15 protein-coding genes and 1 tRNA gene are annotated in these 19,010 nt (G+C 47.5%); 7 read left to right on the top strand and 9 right to left on the bottom strand.

Going from position 1 to position 19,010, the window contains the following annotated elements; genetic code table 11:
* Positions 1-45: 45 nt before the first annotated feature.
* Both GGU45_RS05530 and GGU45_RS05525 read right to left on the bottom strand, forming a co-directional pair.
* On the bottom strand, positions 46-912 hold the full coding sequence (locus GGU45_RS05530) for a pirin family protein (protein WP_435222758.1): 867 nt from the start codon (positions 910-912) through the stop codon (positions 46-48).
* 20 nt (positions 913-932) lie between these two features.
* Positions 933-1,301: a hypothetical protein gene (locus GGU45_RS05525; protein ID WP_435222756.1), complete on the bottom strand. Its 369-nt coding sequence runs from the start codon at positions 1,299-1,301 to the stop codon at positions 933-935.
* Between the two features lie 313 nt (positions 1,302-1,614).
* Between GGU45_RS05525 and GGU45_RS05520 the strand changes: the two genes are divergently transcribed.
* Positions 1,615-2,232 carry a Yip1 family protein gene (locus GGU45_RS05520; protein WP_435222754.1) on the top strand — a complete coding sequence of 206 codons (618 nt, stop codon included), beginning with the start codon at positions 1,615-1,617 and terminating at the stop codon, positions 2,230-2,232.
* Positions 2,233-2,280: 48 nt separating this feature from the next.
* Here the strand turns inward: GGU45_RS05520 and GGU45_RS05515 are convergent, their stop codons facing one another.
* Genes GGU45_RS05515 through GGU45_RS05505 form a run of 3 tightly spaced genes read right to left on the bottom strand, consistent with a single transcriptional unit; the run spans position 2,281 to position 5,837 of the window.
* Entirely contained in the window at positions 2,281-3,468 is a 1,188-nt protein-coding gene (locus tag GGU45_RS05515; protein WP_435222752.1) for an ABC transporter permease, read from the bottom strand.
* A gap of 5 nt (positions 3,469-3,473) precedes the next feature.
* Complete coding sequence (locus GGU45_RS05510) at positions 3,474-4,430, bottom strand: HlyD family secretion protein (protein WP_435222750.1); 957 nt, start codon at positions 4,428-4,430, stop codon at positions 3,474-3,476.
* Positions 4,431-5,837, bottom strand: a complete 1,407-nt coding sequence (locus tag GGU45_RS05505) for a TolC family protein (RefSeq protein WP_435222748.1) — start codon at positions 5,835-5,837, stop codon at positions 4,431-4,433.
* A gap of 341 nt (positions 5,838-6,178) precedes the next feature.
* Here GGU45_RS05505 and GGU45_RS05500 point away from each other — a divergent pair, with 341 nt between their 5' ends.
* Positions 6,179-7,369: a glycosyltransferase WbsX family protein gene (locus GGU45_RS05500; RefSeq protein WP_435222747.1), complete on the top strand. Its 1,191-nt coding sequence runs from the start codon at positions 6,179-6,181 to the stop codon at positions 7,367-7,369.
* 33 nt (positions 7,370-7,402) lie between these two features.
* Positions 7,403-9,214 (top strand): glycoside hydrolase family 71/99 protein, encoded by a 1,812-nt coding sequence (locus GGU45_RS05495; RefSeq protein ID WP_435222745.1) that lies wholly within the window; start codon positions 7,403-7,405, stop codon positions 9,212-9,214.
* A gap of 77 nt (positions 9,215-9,291) precedes the next feature.
* Here GGU45_RS05495 and GGU45_RS05490 read toward each other — a convergent pair whose 3' ends face one another.
* Both GGU45_RS05490 and GGU45_RS05485 read right to left on the bottom strand, forming a co-directional pair.
* A complete protein-coding gene (locus GGU45_RS05490) occupies positions 9,292-9,918 on the bottom strand; it encodes an alpha/beta hydrolase (RefSeq protein ID WP_435222743.1) in 627 nt (208 codons plus the stop codon).
* A gap of 17 nt (positions 9,919-9,935) precedes the next feature.
* Positions 9,936-10,865, bottom strand: a complete 930-nt coding sequence (locus GGU45_RS05485; protein ID WP_435222742.1) for a ring-cleaving dioxygenase — start codon at positions 10,863-10,865, stop codon at positions 9,936-9,938.
* A gap of 217 nt (positions 10,866-11,082) precedes the next feature.
* On the opposite strand from GGU45_RS05485, the gene GGU45_RS05480 reads away from it, so the two are divergent.
* Positions 11,083-11,796: a pirin family protein gene (locus GGU45_RS05480; protein WP_435222740.1), complete on the top strand. Its 714-nt coding sequence runs from the start codon at positions 11,083-11,085 to the stop codon at positions 11,794-11,796.
* A gap of 350 nt (positions 11,797-12,146) precedes the next feature.
* Positions 12,147-13,313, top strand: a complete 1,167-nt coding sequence (locus GGU45_RS05475) for a hypothetical protein (protein WP_435222739.1) — start codon at positions 12,147-12,149, stop codon at positions 13,311-13,313.
* 34 nt (positions 13,314-13,347) lie between these two features.
* On the opposite strand, the gene GGU45_RS05470 is transcribed toward GGU45_RS05475, so the two are convergent.
* Positions 13,348-15,300, bottom strand: a complete 1,953-nt coding sequence (locus GGU45_RS05470; protein ID WP_435222737.1) for a tetratricopeptide repeat protein — start codon at positions 15,298-15,300, stop codon at positions 13,348-13,350.
* A gap of 307 nt (positions 15,301-15,607) precedes the next feature.
* Positions 15,608-15,681 (bottom strand) — tRNA-Ile (locus tag GGU45_RS05465).
* A gap of 203 nt (positions 15,682-15,884) precedes the next feature.
* Between GGU45_RS05465 and GGU45_RS05460 the strand changes: the two genes are divergently transcribed.
* Together GGU45_RS05460 and GGU45_RS05455 are read left to right on the top strand one after the other, a co-directional pair.
* Positions 15,885-16,637 carry an outer membrane beta-barrel protein gene (locus tag GGU45_RS05460; RefSeq protein WP_435222735.1) on the top strand — a complete coding sequence of 251 codons (753 nt, stop codon included), beginning with the start codon at positions 15,885-15,887 and terminating at the stop codon, positions 16,635-16,637.
* A 90-nt stretch (positions 16,638-16,727) separates the two neighbouring features.
* Positions 16,728-18,674, top strand: coding sequence for a heparinase II/III domain-containing protein (locus tag GGU45_RS05455; RefSeq protein WP_435222733.1), 1,947 nt, complete (start codon positions 16,728-16,730; stop codon positions 18,672-18,674).
* Positions 18,675-19,010: the final 336 nt, after the last annotated feature.

Raw genomic sequence — 19,010 nt, 5'->3', positions numbered from 1 at the left:
ATCCGGTACGGGCGGGTTTTACATTCATCCCCTGCGAAGTAGAGATTAGTCTAACCGGCCAAATTTACCAGCCTGGAAATCTTCCATGGCTTCGTAGATCTCCGCTTGTGTATTCATTACAAAGGGACCGTATGCGGCAATGGGCTCATCAATAGGCGCTCCGCTCAAAACCAATACAATGGCGTCATCGGCGGCTTTGATGAGGAGCTCCTCTCCCTCATTTTTAAAATGAACAAAGCTGTGCTCTCCGGCAGCCTGCCCATTTACTTCCACATGCCCCCTGATGATGAGCAGGGCAGTATTGTAAGTTGCCGGAAAGCTGGTGGTTACCGCCGCTCCTGCTTTTAACCGGATATTGGAGAGGTGCACGGGGCTGTAGGTGACTGCAGGACCATCTACGCCGTTAAAGCTCCCGGCAATGATGTTTACTTCGCCGCCCTCGTTGGGGATGGTATATTTTCCCATTTGCCCTTTGCTGATGGCCTGGTAGTGGGGAGGCACATTTTTATCCTTTGCGGGCAGGTTTACCCAAAGCTGCACCATTTCAAACGCACCCCCGGTTTTTGAAAAGTTTTCTTCGTGAAATTCTTTGTGGAGGATGCCCGAGCCGGCCGTCATCCATTGTACATCGCCCTCGCCGATAATGCCCCCACCGCCACTGCTGTCTGCATGCTGTACGCGGCCTTTGTAGGCAATAGTTACGGTTTCAAATCCTTTATGCGGGTGCGCGCCTACACCTCGTGGAATTTCCGATGGACCAAAATCATACTCGGGGTTAAAATCCAGTACCAGAAAGGGACTCATACTCCGGCGGTCCACGGCGGCTGGGATAAAGCCATATACCCTGAAGCCATCGCCAACCATATGGGGCTGCGCGGGCCGGGGTGTTATTTTTTCGATTATTTTTTTCATGATCTTTGTTGCTCCTTTTTTTATAAAAGTTCTATTTGAGGCCCCAGAGGCCTTAATCCATCATCGGTTACGGAAAAAGAACCGCGGGGGGCCGCTTCCTGCTCCGTCATAAAATCAACGATCTCTTTTTCCAGCATTTCCTCCCGGCCTTCTTCGTAAGTGACCCACATGCTGTCGTGATCTTTTAGTGAAAGTAATTTTTTCAGCATGGCTTCAGCGCTGCCGTCCAGGTAGTTTTCGGGCGCCAACACTACGTCGAAATCAATCAGCTGGAATTTTTCAACGGCTGCTTCGGCGGTAGCTACTTCAGTCAAGCGGCTGTTTTTTTGCGCTTCCAGCAAGCGCCTTGCACGTTCATTGATGTGTATACCTAAAATTTCTGTTTTCATCTGTATTTTCTCCTTGGGTATAAAGTTACAACGCCCCGGGGGATCTGCACTTAAACTAAGTTAAGTTCGGAAGCAGGCAATGATCGCCATAAAGGACACGGTTTCATTTGGAACGGTTCCGCAAACGCCGCTGTAAAAAAGTTGTACACTTCCGGGAAAACAAATTGCAAAAGAACGGGGGGCTCATTAAATTTGTAATGCGATGGCGGGGATGTGGCGTATCGCCTGATTTGGCGACCGGTTTGCTAATGATAAAGTAATCAAGACTCCATAACTTTAATTTTTCAACTTCAGGAACTAAAACACTTCTATTATGAATGTCATCAACCGCGCAAAAAGTATGATTCTTTCCCCCAAAACAGAATGGGATGTTATTGACGGCGAACAGCCCGATAATGCAAAAGTGATCACCGGCTATGTACTGCCGCTGGCTGGCCTTGCAGCTGCTGCAGCGTTTATCGGCTATGCCTTTATTGGTATTGATGCAGGCCTGTTCCGGATGAAGGGCGTTAACTGGGGCCTTTTTCAGGCCATCAGCACACTGGCTGGAGCTATATTGGGCGTTTTTATAAGCGCGTTTGTGATTGATGCATTGGCGCCCAGTTTTGGTTCCGAAAAAAATCTGGGCCGTTCTGTTCAATTGGTTGCCTATGCTTATACGCCTGCATGGGTAGGTGGGCTCCTGGCTATATTGCCTGCTATTGCTGCTATTGGAGGACTTTTTGGGTTGTATGGTTTGTATCTTTTATACATCGGGTTGCCCAAAATGAAGAAGACACCGGAGGATAAGCAGATGACTTATTTTATTGTTTCCCTGCTGGTAACCATTGCTGTTTATTTTATTATAGCAACGATTATGACCGCACTGATCATGCCTTTAATGGGGCTTTCTATGTCGCAGAATATCCTGGAATCTATAAGAGTAAATTAACCGCAGCCGGCTACTGTTATTGAAGAATATTTTTACGTGTGGGCGCCGTTAGGCGCCGGCTGTTGCTGCAACGGGTTTTGAGGGTTTAAATAGCAACCAGAGCTTTATCTTCAACGCTATCCATCCCAATAGGGCGTACACCACCATCAGCAAGACGAGGTGATTCATGTAGGGTGTAATAAGCGCTGCGGAGCCTTTTTGGATCAGCAGGATTTTGAAGGCCTGTAAAAACGGGGTAAGCGGAATGATGTTGGCAATGAACTGTACAAAGCCGGGCATGGCGCTCATGGGCCAGGTAAATCCGCTGATGATGAATGCCGGCGATGCCAGCACCATCAATATCTGTGTTGCTTTTAATGCATCGGGGATCAGGATACTGATGAAAACACCCAGAAACGAGGCCGAGCTCACAAAAACAGCGGAGAGTAGTATAAAGTTGAAAATACGCTCCGGAAGCGGTACCCGGAAGATCATGTGCATGATATAATAGATGCATACGATAAGAATGGAGAAGCTCCAGATGGGAATAACCTTGATCAGCATTGTAGGGAAAGCCCAGCGCCGCATGGCTGTATATTCCTTCTTAAAAGAGCCCCGCTGAAATTCTGCAGCAAAGCTTACGGCCATAGCCAGCAAAATCACCTGCTGCAGTACTACGGCCAACATAGCCGGCCACATAAAAATAAGATAGTTGCTGGTGGTATTAAAGAGGGTGATGTAGTTGGTTTTAAAAGGCTCATATTGTGTGGCGGCGCGGCCGGGGTTCATCCCCATTTTCTGAAGCCCTTTAATGGCTGCACCGGCAGAAAATGTACCAATGGTCAGCTGCAGCGCCTTGGTAGCAAAATTGGCGGTCATCATATTCCCCGTATTCACATATACATTGATCTCGGGGTATTTTTTCTGAAGCATGGCGGCTTCAAATTTTGCGGGGATCATTACCACGGCTGCAGCATCGTGTTTGATTACCTCGTCTTTTATATTTCCGGACTCCTGAACAAAGCGAAGCACTTTGATGCTTTTGTTATCAGCCAGCATTTCCACCAGCTGGCCCGAAAGGGGGGTATTGTCTCTGTCAATAACAATAACCGGCGTGTTTTCCACTTTCCCGCTTTTATAAACAAACCCCAGTAAGGCAGCATAAAAAACAGGGGCCAGGAAAAATACGCTCCGCAGGGTAGCATTGCTGACAAACAGTTTGAACTCTCGTTTCAGCAGGCGCAGAAATTCTTTCATAAAAATTATTTCAAAAGCACATTTGCATTTACCAATATCTGCCCGGCCTTTGCAGTTTCTGCAGGCCTTACCTTTATTTCGTAAACGGCATCCTGCAGTTGGTAGTCGGGGTAGGCCGTTGTAATATCGGCATATCGTGTAAGCTGTTTAATGTAAACGATGGACCCTCCAAGCACTTCCTTGTTATAGATCACTTCTACATTTACCGGTTGTTCCTTTTTATATGCATTGATGCGGCTTTCCGGAATGGTGAACCGGAACCAGGTAGTGCCTGGTATATACCCGTTAAACAGCGCATAGCCAGCCGTGGCCAGTTCCCCGGTGTTGAGGCTGATGGTTTCTATTTCCATATCGTTGGTGGCAATCACATAGCGTTCTGAATAGGCCACGTTTGCTTCCTGCAGGACGCCTTTGGCCTGTGATGCCTGCCCGGCGGTCATTGCTACCTTCTCCATACGTGTGCCTTTTTTTACATCGTCCATTTCGGCAACAACGGCATCGTACTGCGCTTTGGCACCTTGTAGTTTGGCGTATACCTCGTCATAGGCCTGGGGCGCCATCAGGCTATCGTTGTACATAAGGGTGGCCCTGTCGAAGGATTTCCGGGCAAAAGCGTACTGCTCCTGCAACCCCCTGTATTTAGCCTGTAACTGTTTTATCTGATCGGCGGTGGCTCCTTTTCGCGCCATTTGCTCCTGGGCCGTGGCAGCATTGACCGCTCCCTGTGCCTGAGCGATTTTTGCAGACACTTCCGGAACATCCAGCAGTGCCAGTGTATCGCCTTTTTTTACGGTTTGTCCCTCGGCCACATAGATCTTGAGGATCCGCCCGGTAACCTTCGGCGCAAAGGAAATAACGTCCTTTTTGACCTTCCCTTCAACGGCCGCGGGTTTGTCTTTTTTATGGCCGCAGCTGGTCAGTATCAACAGACCGACCCATACCAGGTAGTGCTTAATGTTCATTTAATATAGTTTTTTTATATCCAGTTCCTGGGTCGACCGCATCAGCTCTATCGCTGCCCTGCGCTGGTTAAACAAGGCGTTTTGATATTCCAGCTCGGCTGCTTCCAGGTCATTTTCGGCTTCAATCAATTGGGTGGATTTGCTCATCCCATACCGGAACTCTTTTTCCGCCTGTACCAATGCATTTTGGGCCAGCTCCTTTTGTTTTTTCTTCAAACCGATTTGTGCATTGGCGATGTTGTAGCCCGACTGGTTGTTGGCCTTGTTCAACGTAAGCTTCCGCAGCGCATCGTATTTCTGGCGCTGCAACAACTCCCGGTTTATAAGCTCCAGTTCGGTAGCGTGTTTGCCCTCCCTGCCATCAAAGATCGACCATTGAAATCCCAGCCCGGCCCTCAGTATGGGAAATACATTCAGGCTGGCTGGATGCCAATCTAGTTTGCGACCCGGGTAGCCAATGGCGGGGATGGGCGGAATGATATTTTCGGAGGTTTTCCATCGGCTGCCATAAAGCCCCAGGTAATAGGCTGAGGCCATTAGCTGCACCTTGGGGATCCACCAGGTTGTTGCTGCTTTTACTTTAAAATCGCTGGCTTTGATGCCATGCTCCAGTGCCCGGATCTCGGCGCGCTCCTCAATGGTTTTTTGCGGCGCTGCGGTTGTAATGGGCGCCAGAACCGGTTCAATTTGCCGCAGCCGTTCTTTGGCAATGCCGGTCAATACTTCAAGTTGTGTAAGCAGCAGCTCTTTTTTGCCTTCGTACCCGGCTAATTTTGTATCCAGTGTGGCCTGGGCCAGTTCAATCTTTTTATGATCATAGGGGGTGATCAGGCCATAGCCCAGCGCCTTATCCGCCGTTTTCTTATTAGCGTCCAGTCTTCTTTTACTTTCGTCCAACACTTTTTTTGACTGGTGTACCAATGCCAGCTGATCGTAGGCCCTGGATATAATAGCAACGACTTCGTCCTGCGATTTTTCGAGCAGTGCTTTTTCAGAAAGCTGTTTTTCCGCCAGTGCCTTACCCAGGTATTTTACCTTGCCTCCGGAGTATAGAAGCATTTTTGCATCGGCTTTTGCAAGGCCCGAAAAGCCGGAAACATTCAGGTTGTTATTGTATTGGCCTTCAGGAATATTCAGGAAGGGCTGCAGATTGATTTCCGGGGAAATTAAGTGCGCCGTGGCATTCATATAGCCGGCCATACCGCTGGCTTCTAAAGTGGGTAGAAAAACATCTTTAAGTTTCTGCTGTTCAAGCTCCGTGATCTTGTTTTTGGTTAACTGCATGCTCAGGTCAGCGTCCCGCAACAGCGCACTGTCCAAAAGCTCTTTGAAGTCCGGTGCTGATTGTGCCTGGCTATTGCCATGGAATAGCAGCAAAAGCAGGGAAAGGTGCAGCATATTTTTCATTGCCAAAAAATGGTTGATGATAAATGTAATGTTCCCGGTAATTTTCACGGATTCATGTTCATCGCTGATCCTTGCAGATTTTTTTCTGCAGAAAATCAAAGAAAAAACCAGTGCTTATCTGCGGGAAATACATATCGTAACATAAGTTTAAACACGTTCTTTACCTTAAATATAATATTAATTCTGTGTTTTACCGCAGGCGGTACGGAAAAATGATGCGGGTGGCTTTTTAAAATGAAGGGATACTGAATTTTCCACGTATCAGGAAGGTGCAGGACGGTTGTTTAAAAAACTTTTCTGATTTTCGTTTACGTAAACGATTGCATAAAATAGCCACGCAAATGAAGGTAAAAAAGGGCATCCGTTGTTTAATACTGTGCAGCCTCGCCTGGATAGTGGCCCCGGGCGGCACGGCAGCGCAGCACTATGATGTGGCGGCTTTTTACTGGCCGGCCTATCATTATGAGCCCAGGAGCGGCTTTCTTTTTCCGGATAAAAAAGGGGAATGGGAAATTATCTATAGGGCTAAGCCCAAAGAGGAGGGACATATGCAGCCCAAAGTGCCGTTGTGGGGGTATGAAAACGAAGCCGATCCGCGGGTAATGGACCGGAAAATAAAAACGGCAGTGGCCCATGGCGTAAATACGTTCATATTCGATTGGTACTGGTATGAAGGGCAGCCATTCCTTGAAAGCTGTATTAACAACGGGTTTTTGAAGACCAATAAGGGAAGGATGAAGTTTTACCTGATGTGGGCTAACCATGATGCCACCAGCTATTGGGACGCCCGCAATCCGCGCAAAGACTCGGTGATCTGGAAAGGTGGGGTTAACCGGGCGGAGTTTGATAAGATCACCGGCCGGTTGATCAGCCTTTATTTTAAAAACCCGTCTTATTACAAGATCAATGGAGAACCGGTATTTTGTATTTATGAATTACAGACCCTTATCAACGGACTGGGCGGACCGGTAGCAACGAAGGCAGCCCTTGATGATTTCAGGCGAAAAACAAAGGCGGCAGGATTCCCGGGGCTGCATCTTCAGGGCATTTTATGGTCGGCCCTGCCGGCGTCCATCAGCGGTGTGCCGGGTGATAAGATACAAACGCAGGATAAAGTGCTTGCCTATTTTGGTTTCAAAAGTATTACTAATTATTGCTGGGCGCATCTGCAGCAGCCTTCGGGCGACTATGAAAAATGGGCCGATGCGTCTTCAGCGATGTGGAGCGGCTTTGATCGCGATTTTTCGATCCCTTATCTTCCCAACGTAACCATCGGTTGGGATCCCAATCCCCGGTATCCCTTCAAGGCAGGCTATATTACCAACCCGGCTCCCGAAAAATTTGCAAAATACCTCGAAAAAGCGAAGGCCTACCTGGATGCGCATCCCGGACAGCCGAAAATAGTGACTATCAATGCCTGGAATGAATGGTCGGAGGGCAGCTACCTCGAGCCCGATACCTTACATAAGCTGGGATACCTTGATGTGTTGAAGCGCATTTTTCCCCCGCCGCCGGCAAATGCCGCAAAATAATCGATGCGATATATTTAATAATAACTTTTATCGGTGAAATTCTTTTTGGTAATACATCGTTTTCTTCGTCTGGCAGGTTGCCTTTTGCTGCTGCCGCTTTTGACTCCTGCTCAAAAATTTACGGCTTACCATTCCCTGCTGACGGCTACCGATGCGCTGGGGCGGCGGGTTCCGGGCTATGAGGCCACGGGTGCTTCCCGAAAGGATAAATTTGTGGGATTGTTTTACTGGACCTGGCATACCCGGCAGGGAGCGGATAATCCTCCATTTAATGTAACGGAATACCTGGCCCGGGATCCAAAGGCTATCGATGATTATGACCACCCCATCTGGCCCAAACGCAACAGCCCCTGGTTCTGGGGCGAGCCTTTGCTGGGCTATTACCTGGATACCGATGCATGGGTATTGCGTAAACATGCAGAGATGCTGGCAGACGCGGGTGTGGATGTGATTATTTTTGACTGTACCAATGGAAACATAACCTGGAAAGAGTCTTATATGAAACTCTGCGAGGTATTTACCAAAGCCAGGAAAGACGGGGTTCCAACGCCCCGCATCGCCTTTATGCTCCCGTTCTGGGTCAGCGATGGAGGTAAGGAGATCCTGCGGGAGCTCTACCACGACCTGTACCAGCCCGGGCTTTATAAGGACCTTTGGTTTACCTGGAAAGGAAAGCCGCTGATCATGGGATTGCCGGAGTTTGCGGATGATATCGCCGGCCGGCAAAATGATCCCGCACAGCGTGAAGCTATGAAACGTTTTTTCACCTTCCGCCCCGGGCAGCCGGTGTATAATAAGGGGCCCGAGCGGCCGGATCACTGGGGCTGGCTGGAAATATATCCCCAGCACGGGTTTGTAAAGAACAAAAAGGGCGGGTTTGAACAGGTAACGGTAGGTGTGGCACAAAACTGGAGCCAGGAAAGAGGATTGACGGCTATGAATGCTCCCGGCGCTTTTGGCCGGAGTTATACAAATGCAAAGGGGCAGATAACAACACCGGGTGCGGTGAATTATGGGTACAATTTCCAGGAGCAATGGGAACGGGCACTGGAGTTGGATCCGGAATTTATTTTTATCACCGGCTGGAACGAATGGATTGCCGGCCGTTATAAAGTATGGCAGCAGCAAACCAACGCTTTTCCGGATGAATGCAACCAGGAGGGAAGCCGCGATATAGAGCCCATGAAGGGCGGACATGGCGATAACTACTATTACCAGATGGTGACCAACATCCGCCGGTTTAAAGGGCTGCCAGCACCAGAACCCGCCTCGGCACCCCGTTCCATCCGGATTGACGGGAATTTTGAGGAGTGGAGGAATGTAACCCCGGCATTCCACAGTTATAAAGGCAATACAGGACATAGGAACAGCCCGGGCTGGGGCAGCCTGTATTACCGGAACAATACCGGGCGTAATGATATTGTTCTGGCCAGGGTTGCAAGAGACAGCGAGTACTTTTATTTTTATGTAGAAACCGCAGCTGCCCTTACACCCCAAACGGACCCCGGGTGGATGCGTCTTTTTATTGATAGTGATAATGATAAGAATACCGGGTGGGAGGGCTATGATTTTGTTGTAAACCGGGTGAACCCGGAACAGAAGGCGATCCTTGAAAAGTCGGCCGGGGGCTGGTACTGGCAAAAAACAGGCGAGCTGGAATATGCAGTTGCCGGTAGTAAAATGGAACTGAAAATACCGAGATCATTGCTGGGCATACCCGCAAAAACAGATCTCGGTTTTAAATGGAGTGACAATATGCAGCAGGAAGGAGTGATAACGGATTTTATCATTAACGGGGATACAGCGCCCCAGGGCCGGTTTAATTTTCATTTTACAGCACCATAGCAGCGGGAGTTACAATGAGCCGGGGTTTCCCAAATAGTTTGTGTCCTCGCAAATCATTTGGGAAACCCGGGGAGGCATTATTGTTGCTGGTCAAAAACCAGCCGGTTAGCCAGGGTGATCTCATCTGCACTGATGGTATGACCCATATCGGGATATATCTTTTCCGTGACATCCGCATTCATTTGCGTTAACAACTGCGTAGTAGCATGCACCCGTTCTACCGGCACATGAAAATCCGGATCGCTGCTGCCAATGAAGACCGGAGTTTGCCGGAAATCGCCGTTGTAGTTTTGAGTATAAAGCTGATCGCCGATCAGTCCGCCGGTAAAAGCCACCGCACCGCCATAGCGCTGTGCGTGACGTGCTATGTACTCAAGGGTGAGGCAAGCGCCTTGCGAAAAACCAAGAAAGTAAATATGCTCTTCTGCAATGCCTGCTTTTAGTGCCTTATCTGCGGTTTGTTTAACAATGTCAATAGCCGAAGAGAGCCAGGGCTCATTGTCTTTTACCGGGGCCATAAAGGAATATGGGTACCATGTATGATTGGTGGCCTGTGGTGCCAGCAGGGCAGCATCGGCTATGTTAAGATGACCGGCAAGGGACATTATATCCCGGGCATTGCTACCCCTGCCGTGCAACAGGATTAGTGCGCGGGAGGCTTTGCTCAGTTCGATGCCGTCGGTTACAATATTTAGTGTGTGCATGTATTTGTTGTATTGTTTTATAATTTTGGAAGAACCGCTTCAATTTTTGTACGGGCCGGTTCATATTGTTTGGGCAGTTTTAACGCAGTACCCAATTCCTCCAGCGATTCATCCCTTGTAAAGCCGGGGTTGTCAGTAGCGATCTCAAATAATACACCACCGGGTTCCCGGAAATAAAGTGAATAGAAATAATCCCGGTCTATTTTAGCGGTGATATTCAACCCGGCGGCTGCAATTTTTTCTCTTAACTCCATTTGCACGGTATCATCCTTTACTCTGAAGGCAATATGGTGGTTGGTACCGGCGGCGTTGCGCCCATAGCCAGCTGCCGCATCTTCAATAATATCGATATAGTTAGCGGTATCAATATTCTCATTTACAAACCGGTAACGGTTGCCTTCCTGAGCTGTTTGCCGGTAGCCCAGCAGGTCGGTCAGCACTTTTGCCGTAGGATCTGCCTGCTGCAGGGTGAGGGTTGCATTGTGAAATCCTTTGGTGGCCACATCTGCGGAAACCTCTCTGGTGGCCCAGGAAACACGGTTATCTGAAACGGATGGAATGATTAGTGAAAGCTGCAGTCCGTCCGGGTCTGTGAAGGCCAGCTGTTGTTCTCCGAATATTTCCGCCTCTTTATATGCGATATTAGTTTCATCAAAACGCTTTTTCCAAAAATCAAAGCTCCCTTCGGGTACAGAATAGCCGATATGGGTGGCCATCCCTGCTCCGGCATAACCTTTGCCAATGCCCTCCCAGGGAAAGAAGGTGAGGATGGTGCCGGGCGCACCGCTTTCATTGCCGTAATAAAAATGGTAGGTACCGGGGTCGTCAAAGTTTACCGTTTTCTTTACGAGCCTCAACCCCAGGGTATTGGTATAAAATGCGTGATTCCGTTTGGCATTGTCTGCTATCGCGGTAATGTGATGCAATCCTAAAACTTTATTTTCCATGATCTTTTTTATTGAAACACAAAATTACCCCGTATAAACAGGGAATCGCTTGAAGTAGATTAAGTGGCAATAAAGGCTGTTTTTGTTACTTTGTATGATTAGAGAGGGGGCGGTTTAAATACGGGGACCATAGGTGGCAAAGATCTGCAGCTCTTTTTCGCTCTGCTATCGAATCAATATTTCTGTTGCATTAAATGGAAATCTAAAAATAAAAAATATGCAGGTACAACATTTTAAAGCTTCTGAAAGAGGCGTCAAAGACGCCGGCTGGCTGAAGAGCAATTTTGTTTTCAGCTTCAGCAATTATTATAACCCGGTAAAAAGTGCATTTGGAACGTTATTTACGTTTAATGATGACTACCTGGCGCCGGGTAGGGGTTTTGGCATTCACCCCCATGTAAATATGGAGATTGTTTCCATCTTGCTCAAAGGAAAGATGAATCATAAAGATACCCTGGGTTATGATACCGAATTTGAAGAGGGGGGCGTGCAGATCATGAGCGCCGGCAGTGGTTTACGTCATGAGGAGTACAATATCGGGGAAGGGGAAGTGAATTTTTTGCAGATCTGGATCTACCCTAAACAACAGAACATTACGCCCCGTTATCAGTACCGCAGTTTTCCAAAAGCAGCAAGGAAGAATCAATTGGTAACTATTGTATCGTATGAAGAAGGCCAGGGGCATTGCTGGATCAACCAGAATGCGAAACTGAGCCTGGGTTATTTTGAAAAGGGGAATACGACTACATATTCTTTTAATCCGGAGAATAAATGTCTTTTTGTATTCGTGATCTCAGGATCTGTTACCATAAACGGTGTAGATGTTCCACAGCGGGATGCCCTGGGGATCTGGGATACAGATACCGCAGCGATCGTATGCAATGACGAAAGTGAATACCTGGTGATTGAAACGGTGGTGAATCAGAAGTGAGGGTGGAGTGAATAGGTCAATAGGGAATGGCGAATAGGGAATCAACACGGTTTCCTTAAAGCCGCAGATGTGCAGATTTTTTTTTGGGGTATTTATTAGTGACCAAAAATATCTCAGAGACAGTGCCGCAGGCACAATCAGTGTATCCGGGGCATCCTCTCGCCCAGGTCTCCTATCTGGTGAGGATGTTACTTATAAGGTACGCTTCCGGGGGAGCGATTCGTTCTCCGCTAATAAGCTGTTGCCGGAACCTCCTTTCATTAAAGATCATTTAATGGAAAACATTTTTGACCGCCTATTCAATCATTCCGTAACTTCGACCCATTATTCACCCCCTCTAAACCAAAGCTATGACGTTTTGTAAGTCTTGCCTTGCCCTTGTTTTGTTATTTTTTGCCACTACCGCTTTTTCACAAACAGTTTTATGGAGCGATACATTTGAAGATGCCGGGGCCCCCAGTTCCGGAGCGCGTACACCTTCTGTCGAAAATTATTTTCCTGCATCGGCTCCATACACCCGGTACTTTTGCAGGGCGGCGCCTTCTGTTTTAAGCCTCCAAAACGCCGCTACTTATTCCAATATGGAGGGAGCAAAGATTTGGGCGGGCGAAGATATTGACGCAGCCGCAACAGGAACCAATTTCGGGCAAAGCCCCGCCCAAACCATTACCTGGAGCAATATTGATATTGCGGGCAAAACGGCCCTGAGCTTCAGGGGGCTTTTTGGATGTAATAATGTGGGTCAGGTTTGGGATGGACCTACCAATCTGGCTATTACGGATTATATGGTCGTATCCTATCGGATCGATGGCGGACCCTGGAAGGATCTCGTGCGCCTGATGGGAAACACGGGCTTTAAAATGGCACCCGAAACCACCGGAGATTCCATCGGCGATGGTACACCGCTGAGCGACTATGTAATGACGGAATTTGCAAAAGGCATCCCCGGCACCGGTACCAAGCTGGACCTCATGTTTAAAGGTTCTTCCAACGGTGCCACCACGGAAGAATTTGCGATCGATAATTTCCGGATATCGTATGGTGATTTAAGTTTGCCCGTTGTTTTTGGCGCCATAAAAGCCACGGCCGCCACCGACCGGCTGAATATTGACTGGGGGACCGTTTCGGAAACTAACAGTGATCATTTTGAGGTGCAGCTTTCGGCGGATGGAAAGGATTTTGTAACGGTGTCTTCCATGCAATCGAAGGCAAGAGATGGCGCCGCTGCGGGCTCATTAAACTATCATCATTCCATTAGCCTCAATGATGCAGCGGCCTTGCTGGGTATGGGCTGCGCTTCGCTGTTGCTTTTTGGAATGTCGTTTAAAAGAAGAAGAGGCGGAGCTATAGTAGCGGCTCTCTTGCTGGGATTCATGATATACGGATGTACCAAAGCTACGCCCGATGCTATAAACCTTTCTTTGGAAAAACTGTACCTGCGTATTGCAGCGGTCAATAAAGATGGCACCAAAGAGTATAGTAAGGTGGTACTGGTGGATCGTGAAACCGGTGAATAAGATTTTCAATTATTATTAAACAGACGACCAATACCTATTCTTTCCATTTTTCAGCAAACTTTTTCTGTTCGCGTTCTATGCTGCGGTAAATATCGTCCATTGCTTTGCTGTGGCGTTCTGCTTCTTGTTGTTCGGCTTTAGACGGTGAATTCGTTTTTATGATGTTATCCATATCTTGCCGGGTCAAACCGGGCCGGCTATTCGGATGCGTTTTGCGATAATCGGCCATTCGCTCTTGTTCTGCTAAAAAACTGGCTTCTTTAACCTGTGCATACTGTTGTTCACGTTCCGTGCGTTCTGCCTGTTGTCTGCGGTAAGAGGCTTCTTCTACTTTATTAAATAGTGCTGTTCGGGTGGCCGAAAACTTTCTATAGACTTCTTCGGTATATACTCTTTGCGCAACCACATACTGTAAATTAATACCAGGTGTGGATATAAATTTCGCCGGACTGCCATCCATTGATATGATGGCCACTTTGTTGGTGGTAGCTACCAGAAATTGCTTGCAATCCGGCGTAAAGTCCATTACAAAAGGGTATCGGGTGCGTTTTACGTTGGCAAATTGTTCATAGTCATTGAACCCGTATTCTTCGCTGTTCTCATCCAGGTCTTTAATAGGTATATGTATATCTGATCTCATTCCGGTACGAATAGCTACTTTTGTACACAGCATGAGATCAGGCCGGCAGACAATAAGCGTATCACCGTCCGGAGTAAATTTAAGCAACTCATCTCCCCCGGAAAGGGTACGAAAATCTACGACACCTATTTTTTTCTTTGACGGTATATCATATACCGGAAATTTTTCACCAATGCCCCAATGCCTGCACATGGCTCTTTTACCATCTTCGCTTATTGCTATACTAAACCAGGGCGGCCTAAACGTTCCATTTTTGTCGCCTTGGCCATATTCTACATGGGCTCCGAAATCCCCCTTCATCACAAAATATTTCTCTAAAACCGGGCTTGTAGCATCGGGCTGTCTGTATAACTCTATATCAGAATTCATTTTACCGATTTTATTGGCTACCACTGCATATATCAGGCTGCCATCTTTAAGCCTTGAAACAAACCGGCCATCGGTGATATAATCCTGATTGCCCATCTTCGTCATCACGCTTTTAAGTATGTCGAGGCTTGTAGCACGCATCGAGTCAGGGGCAGGCGCCGTACCCGGTTCATAGGCGGCCATGTGCACCATATCCTCATAAGAGCCATTGCTTTTGGTGTTAAGTATCGCATCATCATTCCATGAATAAGTGGGGCTTATGGGATCAAACCGCATGGTTTTCAGGTCAATGATCCGGTAATCAACCGAGGTGTATTGCAGCTTATCATAAATATTATCAAAATCATACGCGGCGTTTAATACGATTTTATCATACCCTGGCAAAAACGCTCCTTTAAAATTGTGTACAGATGAAAATACCAGTTGCTTGCCCGAGGCTTTGGCTGCCAGCGCAAGTGTTATGCGTTTTTTTGCCCGTGTTTCATAATCGCTTCCGGTCATTTTATACCACCGGAGGGCTTCGGTATAATCCTGCTTAACACCCCGGCCAGATTCATATAACCTTGCTAATACAGTTGCCGCTGGTACATATCCTTTTTCGGCGGCTGTTTTAAAAAAATCAACGGCGATGGCTGTATCCGGTTTCACTTCGGTGCTATTCAAATAAAGCGATGCCATATTATGATATGCAACCGGATGACCCTTGGCCGCTGCTTTTTTATACCAGCTTAAAGCCATCGTAGCATTTTTAGCAACACCCAATCCATTTTGATATAAATACCCAATGTTCACCAGCGCACTGCTGTCGCCCTTAGCAGCACCCTGTTCAAACAGGTTTTTGGCCGCTGTATAATCCTTTTTGGCGAAGGCCTCTTTTCCTTTTATATTTTCGTCATAACCCCCGCTTTTGGTTTGGGCATGGGTATTGGCATAAAACAAACCCGACACAAGCAGGATAAGAATGATTTTTTCCATCATACGCAGTTGTTTTTTTATATATGCAATATAAATTAATTGTGGATTGAGTAGGATAAGAAATAGCAATGTTATATGGATTGGGGATAGGTATTGTCAGCTCAAAACGAATAACATTCTGTGGGAGTAAATCCTGATGGTATGCAATGGCAATGTCAAACAACAACGCACACCCTATAATCTCTAAAACGAATAGTTTTTCACTTGGTCCATAATAAACAGGGAAGCTACCAACTGTTGTCCCCTGTTTACCCCAATAAAAAAGGCTCACACAACTGATTAATGTTCAATTATATGAGCCTTTGGCTAGTGGTCCCACCTGGGCTCGAACCAGGGACCACCTGATTATGAGTCAGGTGCTCTAACCAACTGAGCTATAGGACCAATGCTGTTAACAGCAACTATTTTAAGAGCAGCCGGGAACCATAGGGGCGCCCCGGGGGAGGGCGAAATTAAAGAAAATAGTTATTCCACCAACAGAAATGCCCGATTTCCTACGGAAAAATTTATCGTTTTTCAAATAAGCCCCGGTTATTAACCTAATTTTAACCCAAAGACAAATATATTTGCGCCAACTTAAAATATTTATGAAGAAAATAGTTCTATCCCTGGTTGCCTGCTTTTTGTTGGGTGGGGCGCTATACGCTCAGGTTGATACAACCGCCGCTGCAGCGGCTGCAATGGCGGTAAATCCTCCTAAACCCAAAAAGAAAAAATATGATCTTTCAAAACGGGCAAATGATCATTTTTTATTGCAGTTGGGATATACGAATTGGACCAACCTGCCCGACAGCGTTAAAACAGGCAACCTGCCCCGGAGTATCAACGCCTATTTTATGCTGGACTTCCCTTTTAAAAGTAACCAGAAATTAAGTGCAGCCCTGGGATTGGGTATTGGCTCGGATCACATGATGCTGGATAAAAATCTGAACTTTGTAAACGTGAGGGCAACCGGCGCAAAACTGCCGTTTAATGATACCTCCCGTTTTGATGTCAAAAAAACCAAATTGTCAACCGCTTACCTGGAAGTTCCCGTGGAACTGCGTTTTGTTTCCGATCCCGAGCATAGCGATAAGAGTTTTAAAGTAGCTATCGGTTTCAAAGCGGGCACCATGATCAAAGCATCTACCAGAACCAAAGTAATCCAGTCCGGCGGCGATTACCTGCTGAAAGAATCTACCAAAAGATATTTTAATACAACCCGGATTGTTGGTACCGCCCGCGTGGGGGTAGGGCATTTTACCTTGTTTGGCACCTACCAGTTTACCAAGTTGCTGAAAGATGGTGTGGGACCCGAGATCAAACCGTATACGATCGGTCTTAGCTTTGGCGGTCTATAACGCTTCAAAACTTTTTTAACAGGCGGATCCGGATGGGTCCGCTTTTTTGTTATCTTTCGCAAAGCAATTGCGTTTGTCAAAAATTTACAAATGAAAGAAGGATTAAAGCGGCTTCAAAAAAAGCTGGCGGTAACAATATTATTGATGGCGCTGTTGCCAACGGCGTCTTTTGCTTATGTAAAAAGAGATCTGCTGCAAAAGCAGGGAACGGTTCAAGCCATCCGGGCGGCGCTGTTGCCGGCCCAAAAATGGATCCCCTACCCGGTGTATACCGACCGCGCCGGTTGGGACCGGCTGACGGGGCGCTATAAAAATACTTTTATTGAACGGGGGAATGCCGCCCTGGGCTATCAATGGAAGGTGATTAAAGCAACCGACTACCTGGAGTACACGCGAACGGGCTCCCGGGTAATTATGGAAAACCCCCTTAATGAAAACCTTACAGCGATTGTTAATCTATTTATAGCGGAATTGGCGGAAGGAAAAGGGCGGTACATGGATCAGCTGGCCAACGGTGTTTTTGCGGCCTGTGAAATGACCACCTGGTCGCTTTCGGCCCACCTGAGCCTGCAATCCAGCAAAATATTTTTTCCCGATCACCGCGAACAGATCATTGACCTGGTGGCGGGCGATACCGGCTCCCTGTTTGCCTGGATTTACTACTATTTTCATCATGAACTTAAAAAGATGAACCCCTTGCTTGAAATGCGGTTAAAAAAGGAACTGGAAAACCGCATCATAGCGCCGTATATACAGCGGGACGACTTTTGGTGGATGGCGTTGCGGTACAAACCCGGCGACCTGGTCAATAACTGGAACCCCTGGTGCAACTCAAACGTGCTGCAAACCTATGCGCTTATTGAAGAGGATCCGGAAAAGCTGGCCCGGGCCGTTTACCGCACCATGACCTCGGTAGACCAGTTTATTAACTATACCAACGAGGATGGCGCCTGTGAGGAAGGGCCTTCCTACTGGGGACATGCCGCAGGAAAGCTGTATGATTATCTTCAGTTGCTCTATGATATGACCGGGGGGAAGATCTCCCTGTTTAATGAGCCCATCATTAAAAATATGGGGACCTATATTTCCCGTGCCTATGTAGGCAATGGCTGGGTGGTAAATTTTGCAGATGCTTCCGCAAAACTCCACCCTGATGCCCCGTTGATTTACCGGTATGGCAAAGCCGTAAACAGTATGGAGCTGATGCAGCTGGCGGCATTGCTTCAAAGCGAAAGTAAAGAACGGCCGGCGCCTTCCGAAGGCAGGGATATCTACCGGCTGTTGCAAACGCTCCGCTTTGATGAGGCCATCGCTCAAAACGAACCGGTACATAAGGTGCCGGCCTTTACCTGGTACCCGCAGACCGAAGTTTGTTTTATGAAGGCGGACGGGATGTTTTTTGCGGCCAAGGGCGGCCATAACAACGAAAGCCATAACCATAACGATGTGGGGTCCTTTAATCTGTATATTGATAATACGCCCATAATGATTGATGCCGGGGTGGGCACGTATACGCGGCAAACATTTGGCCCCGAACGCTACTCCATCTGGACGATGCAGAGCGCCTATCATAATGTGCCGGGCATTAATGGGTACAATCAAAAGAACGGGGCCGCTTATAAAGCCCGGCAGGCTCATTTTGATGAGGAAACAAAGACCTTTTCGCTCGATCTGGCGGGGGCCTATCCCGCGGCGGCAGGAGTAAAAACATGGAAACGCCTATACCGGTTAAAAGCAGGCGGGCTGGAGATCCGGGACCAGTTTACAATAAAGGAAGCCAAAGAAAAAAATCGCATCCATTTTCTTTGCCAGGGCGGGGTAACTACACCGGCGCCGGGAAAAATAATCATTACCCAGGGAAGCCTCCGTACAGAATTGCAGTACGAAGAACGGCTTTTTGACCGGGTGGTGGACACTATTAACCTGGATGACCGGCGTTTGTCGGGCGTTTGGGGAAATAAAATTTACCGGATCACACTCATCGCAAAAAAAACCAGTAGCTCGGGGCAGTATAGGTATACATTAAAAAAACTTTAAGGGACTGTCTCAAAAGTCGCTTTACAGCATGATGCCGTCTTGAAGATGTCATCCCGGGCTTGACCCGGGATCTATTCTTGTTTCAGCATCTATTGACTAACAATCATCTTTAGCTGCCGAAACAATCCCGATCGCCATCGGGCGGCATGACAAAATAGAGACTTTTGATACAGCCCCGCTGTGTTTATCGTAATTCATCAAATATCCCGGGTTGGGCTCCGTTCCGCCTTGCGCAAGCGCTTCAAATTGATTTTTGCCCCTGGAAACTGCAGCGCAGCGCTGATCCTATAGGTAAGCGATAATACGGGTAATAAAGGTGCAGCGCACCGGTAATTA

Origin of the sequence: Niabella hirudinis, assembly GCF_051201075.1 — a bacterium.
GTDB classification, from domain to species: Bacteria; Bacteroidota; Bacteroidia; order Chitinophagales; family Chitinophagaceae; genus Niabella; species Niabella hirudinis.
This window is presented reverse-complemented; position numbering and strand designations above follow the sequence as displayed.

Bases quoted from the DNA above. Each gene is read 5' to 3' on its own strand.
- GGU45_RS05530 (WP_435222758.1), bottom strand. From the start codon at position 912: ATGAAAAAAATAATCGAAAAAATAACACCCCGGCCCGCGCAGCCCCAT.
- GGU45_RS05525 (WP_435222756.1), bottom strand. From the start codon at position 1,301: ATGAAAACAGAAATTTTAGGTATACACATCAATGAACGTGCAAGGCGC.
- GGU45_RS05520 (WP_435222754.1), top strand. From the start codon at position 1,615: ATGAATGTCATCAACCGCGCAAAAAGTATGATTCTTTCCCCCAAAACA.
- GGU45_RS05515 (WP_435222752.1), bottom strand. From the start codon at position 3,468: ATGAAAGAATTTCTGCGCCTGCTGAAACGAGAGTTCAAACTGTTTGTC.
- GGU45_RS05510 (WP_435222750.1), bottom strand. From the start codon at position 4,430: ATGAACATTAAGCACTACCTGGTATGGGTCGGTCTGTTGATACTGACC.
- GGU45_RS05505 (WP_435222748.1), bottom strand. From the start codon at position 5,837: ATGAAAAATATGCTGCACCTTTCCCTGCTTTTGCTGCTATTCCATGGC.
- GGU45_RS05500 (WP_435222747.1), top strand. From the start codon at position 6,179: ATGAAGGTAAAAAAGGGCATCCGTTGTTTAATACTGTGCAGCCTCGCC.
- GGU45_RS05490 (WP_435222743.1), bottom strand. From the start codon at position 9,918: ATGCACACACTAAATATTGTAACCGACGGCATCGAACTGAGCAAAGCC.
- GGU45_RS05485 (WP_435222742.1), bottom strand. From the start codon at position 10,865: ATGGAAAATAAAGTTTTAGGATTGCATCACATTACCGCGATAGCAGAC.
- GGU45_RS05480 (WP_435222740.1), top strand. From the start codon at position 11,083: ATGCAGGTACAACATTTTAAAGCTTCTGAAAGAGGCGTCAAAGACGCC.
- GGU45_RS05475 (WP_435222739.1), top strand. From the start codon at position 12,147: ATGACGTTTTGTAAGTCTTGCCTTGCCCTTGTTTTGTTATTTTTTGCC.
- GGU45_RS05470 (WP_435222737.1), bottom strand. From the start codon at position 15,300: ATGATGGAAAAAATCATTCTTATCCTGCTTGTGTCGGGTTTGTTTTAT.
- GGU45_RS05460 (WP_435222735.1), top strand. From the start codon at position 15,885: ATGAAGAAAATAGTTCTATCCCTGGTTGCCTGCTTTTTGTTGGGTGGG.
- GGU45_RS05455 (WP_435222733.1), top strand. From the start codon at position 16,728: ATGAAAGAAGGATTAAAGCGGCTTCAAAAAAAGCTGGCGGTAACAATA.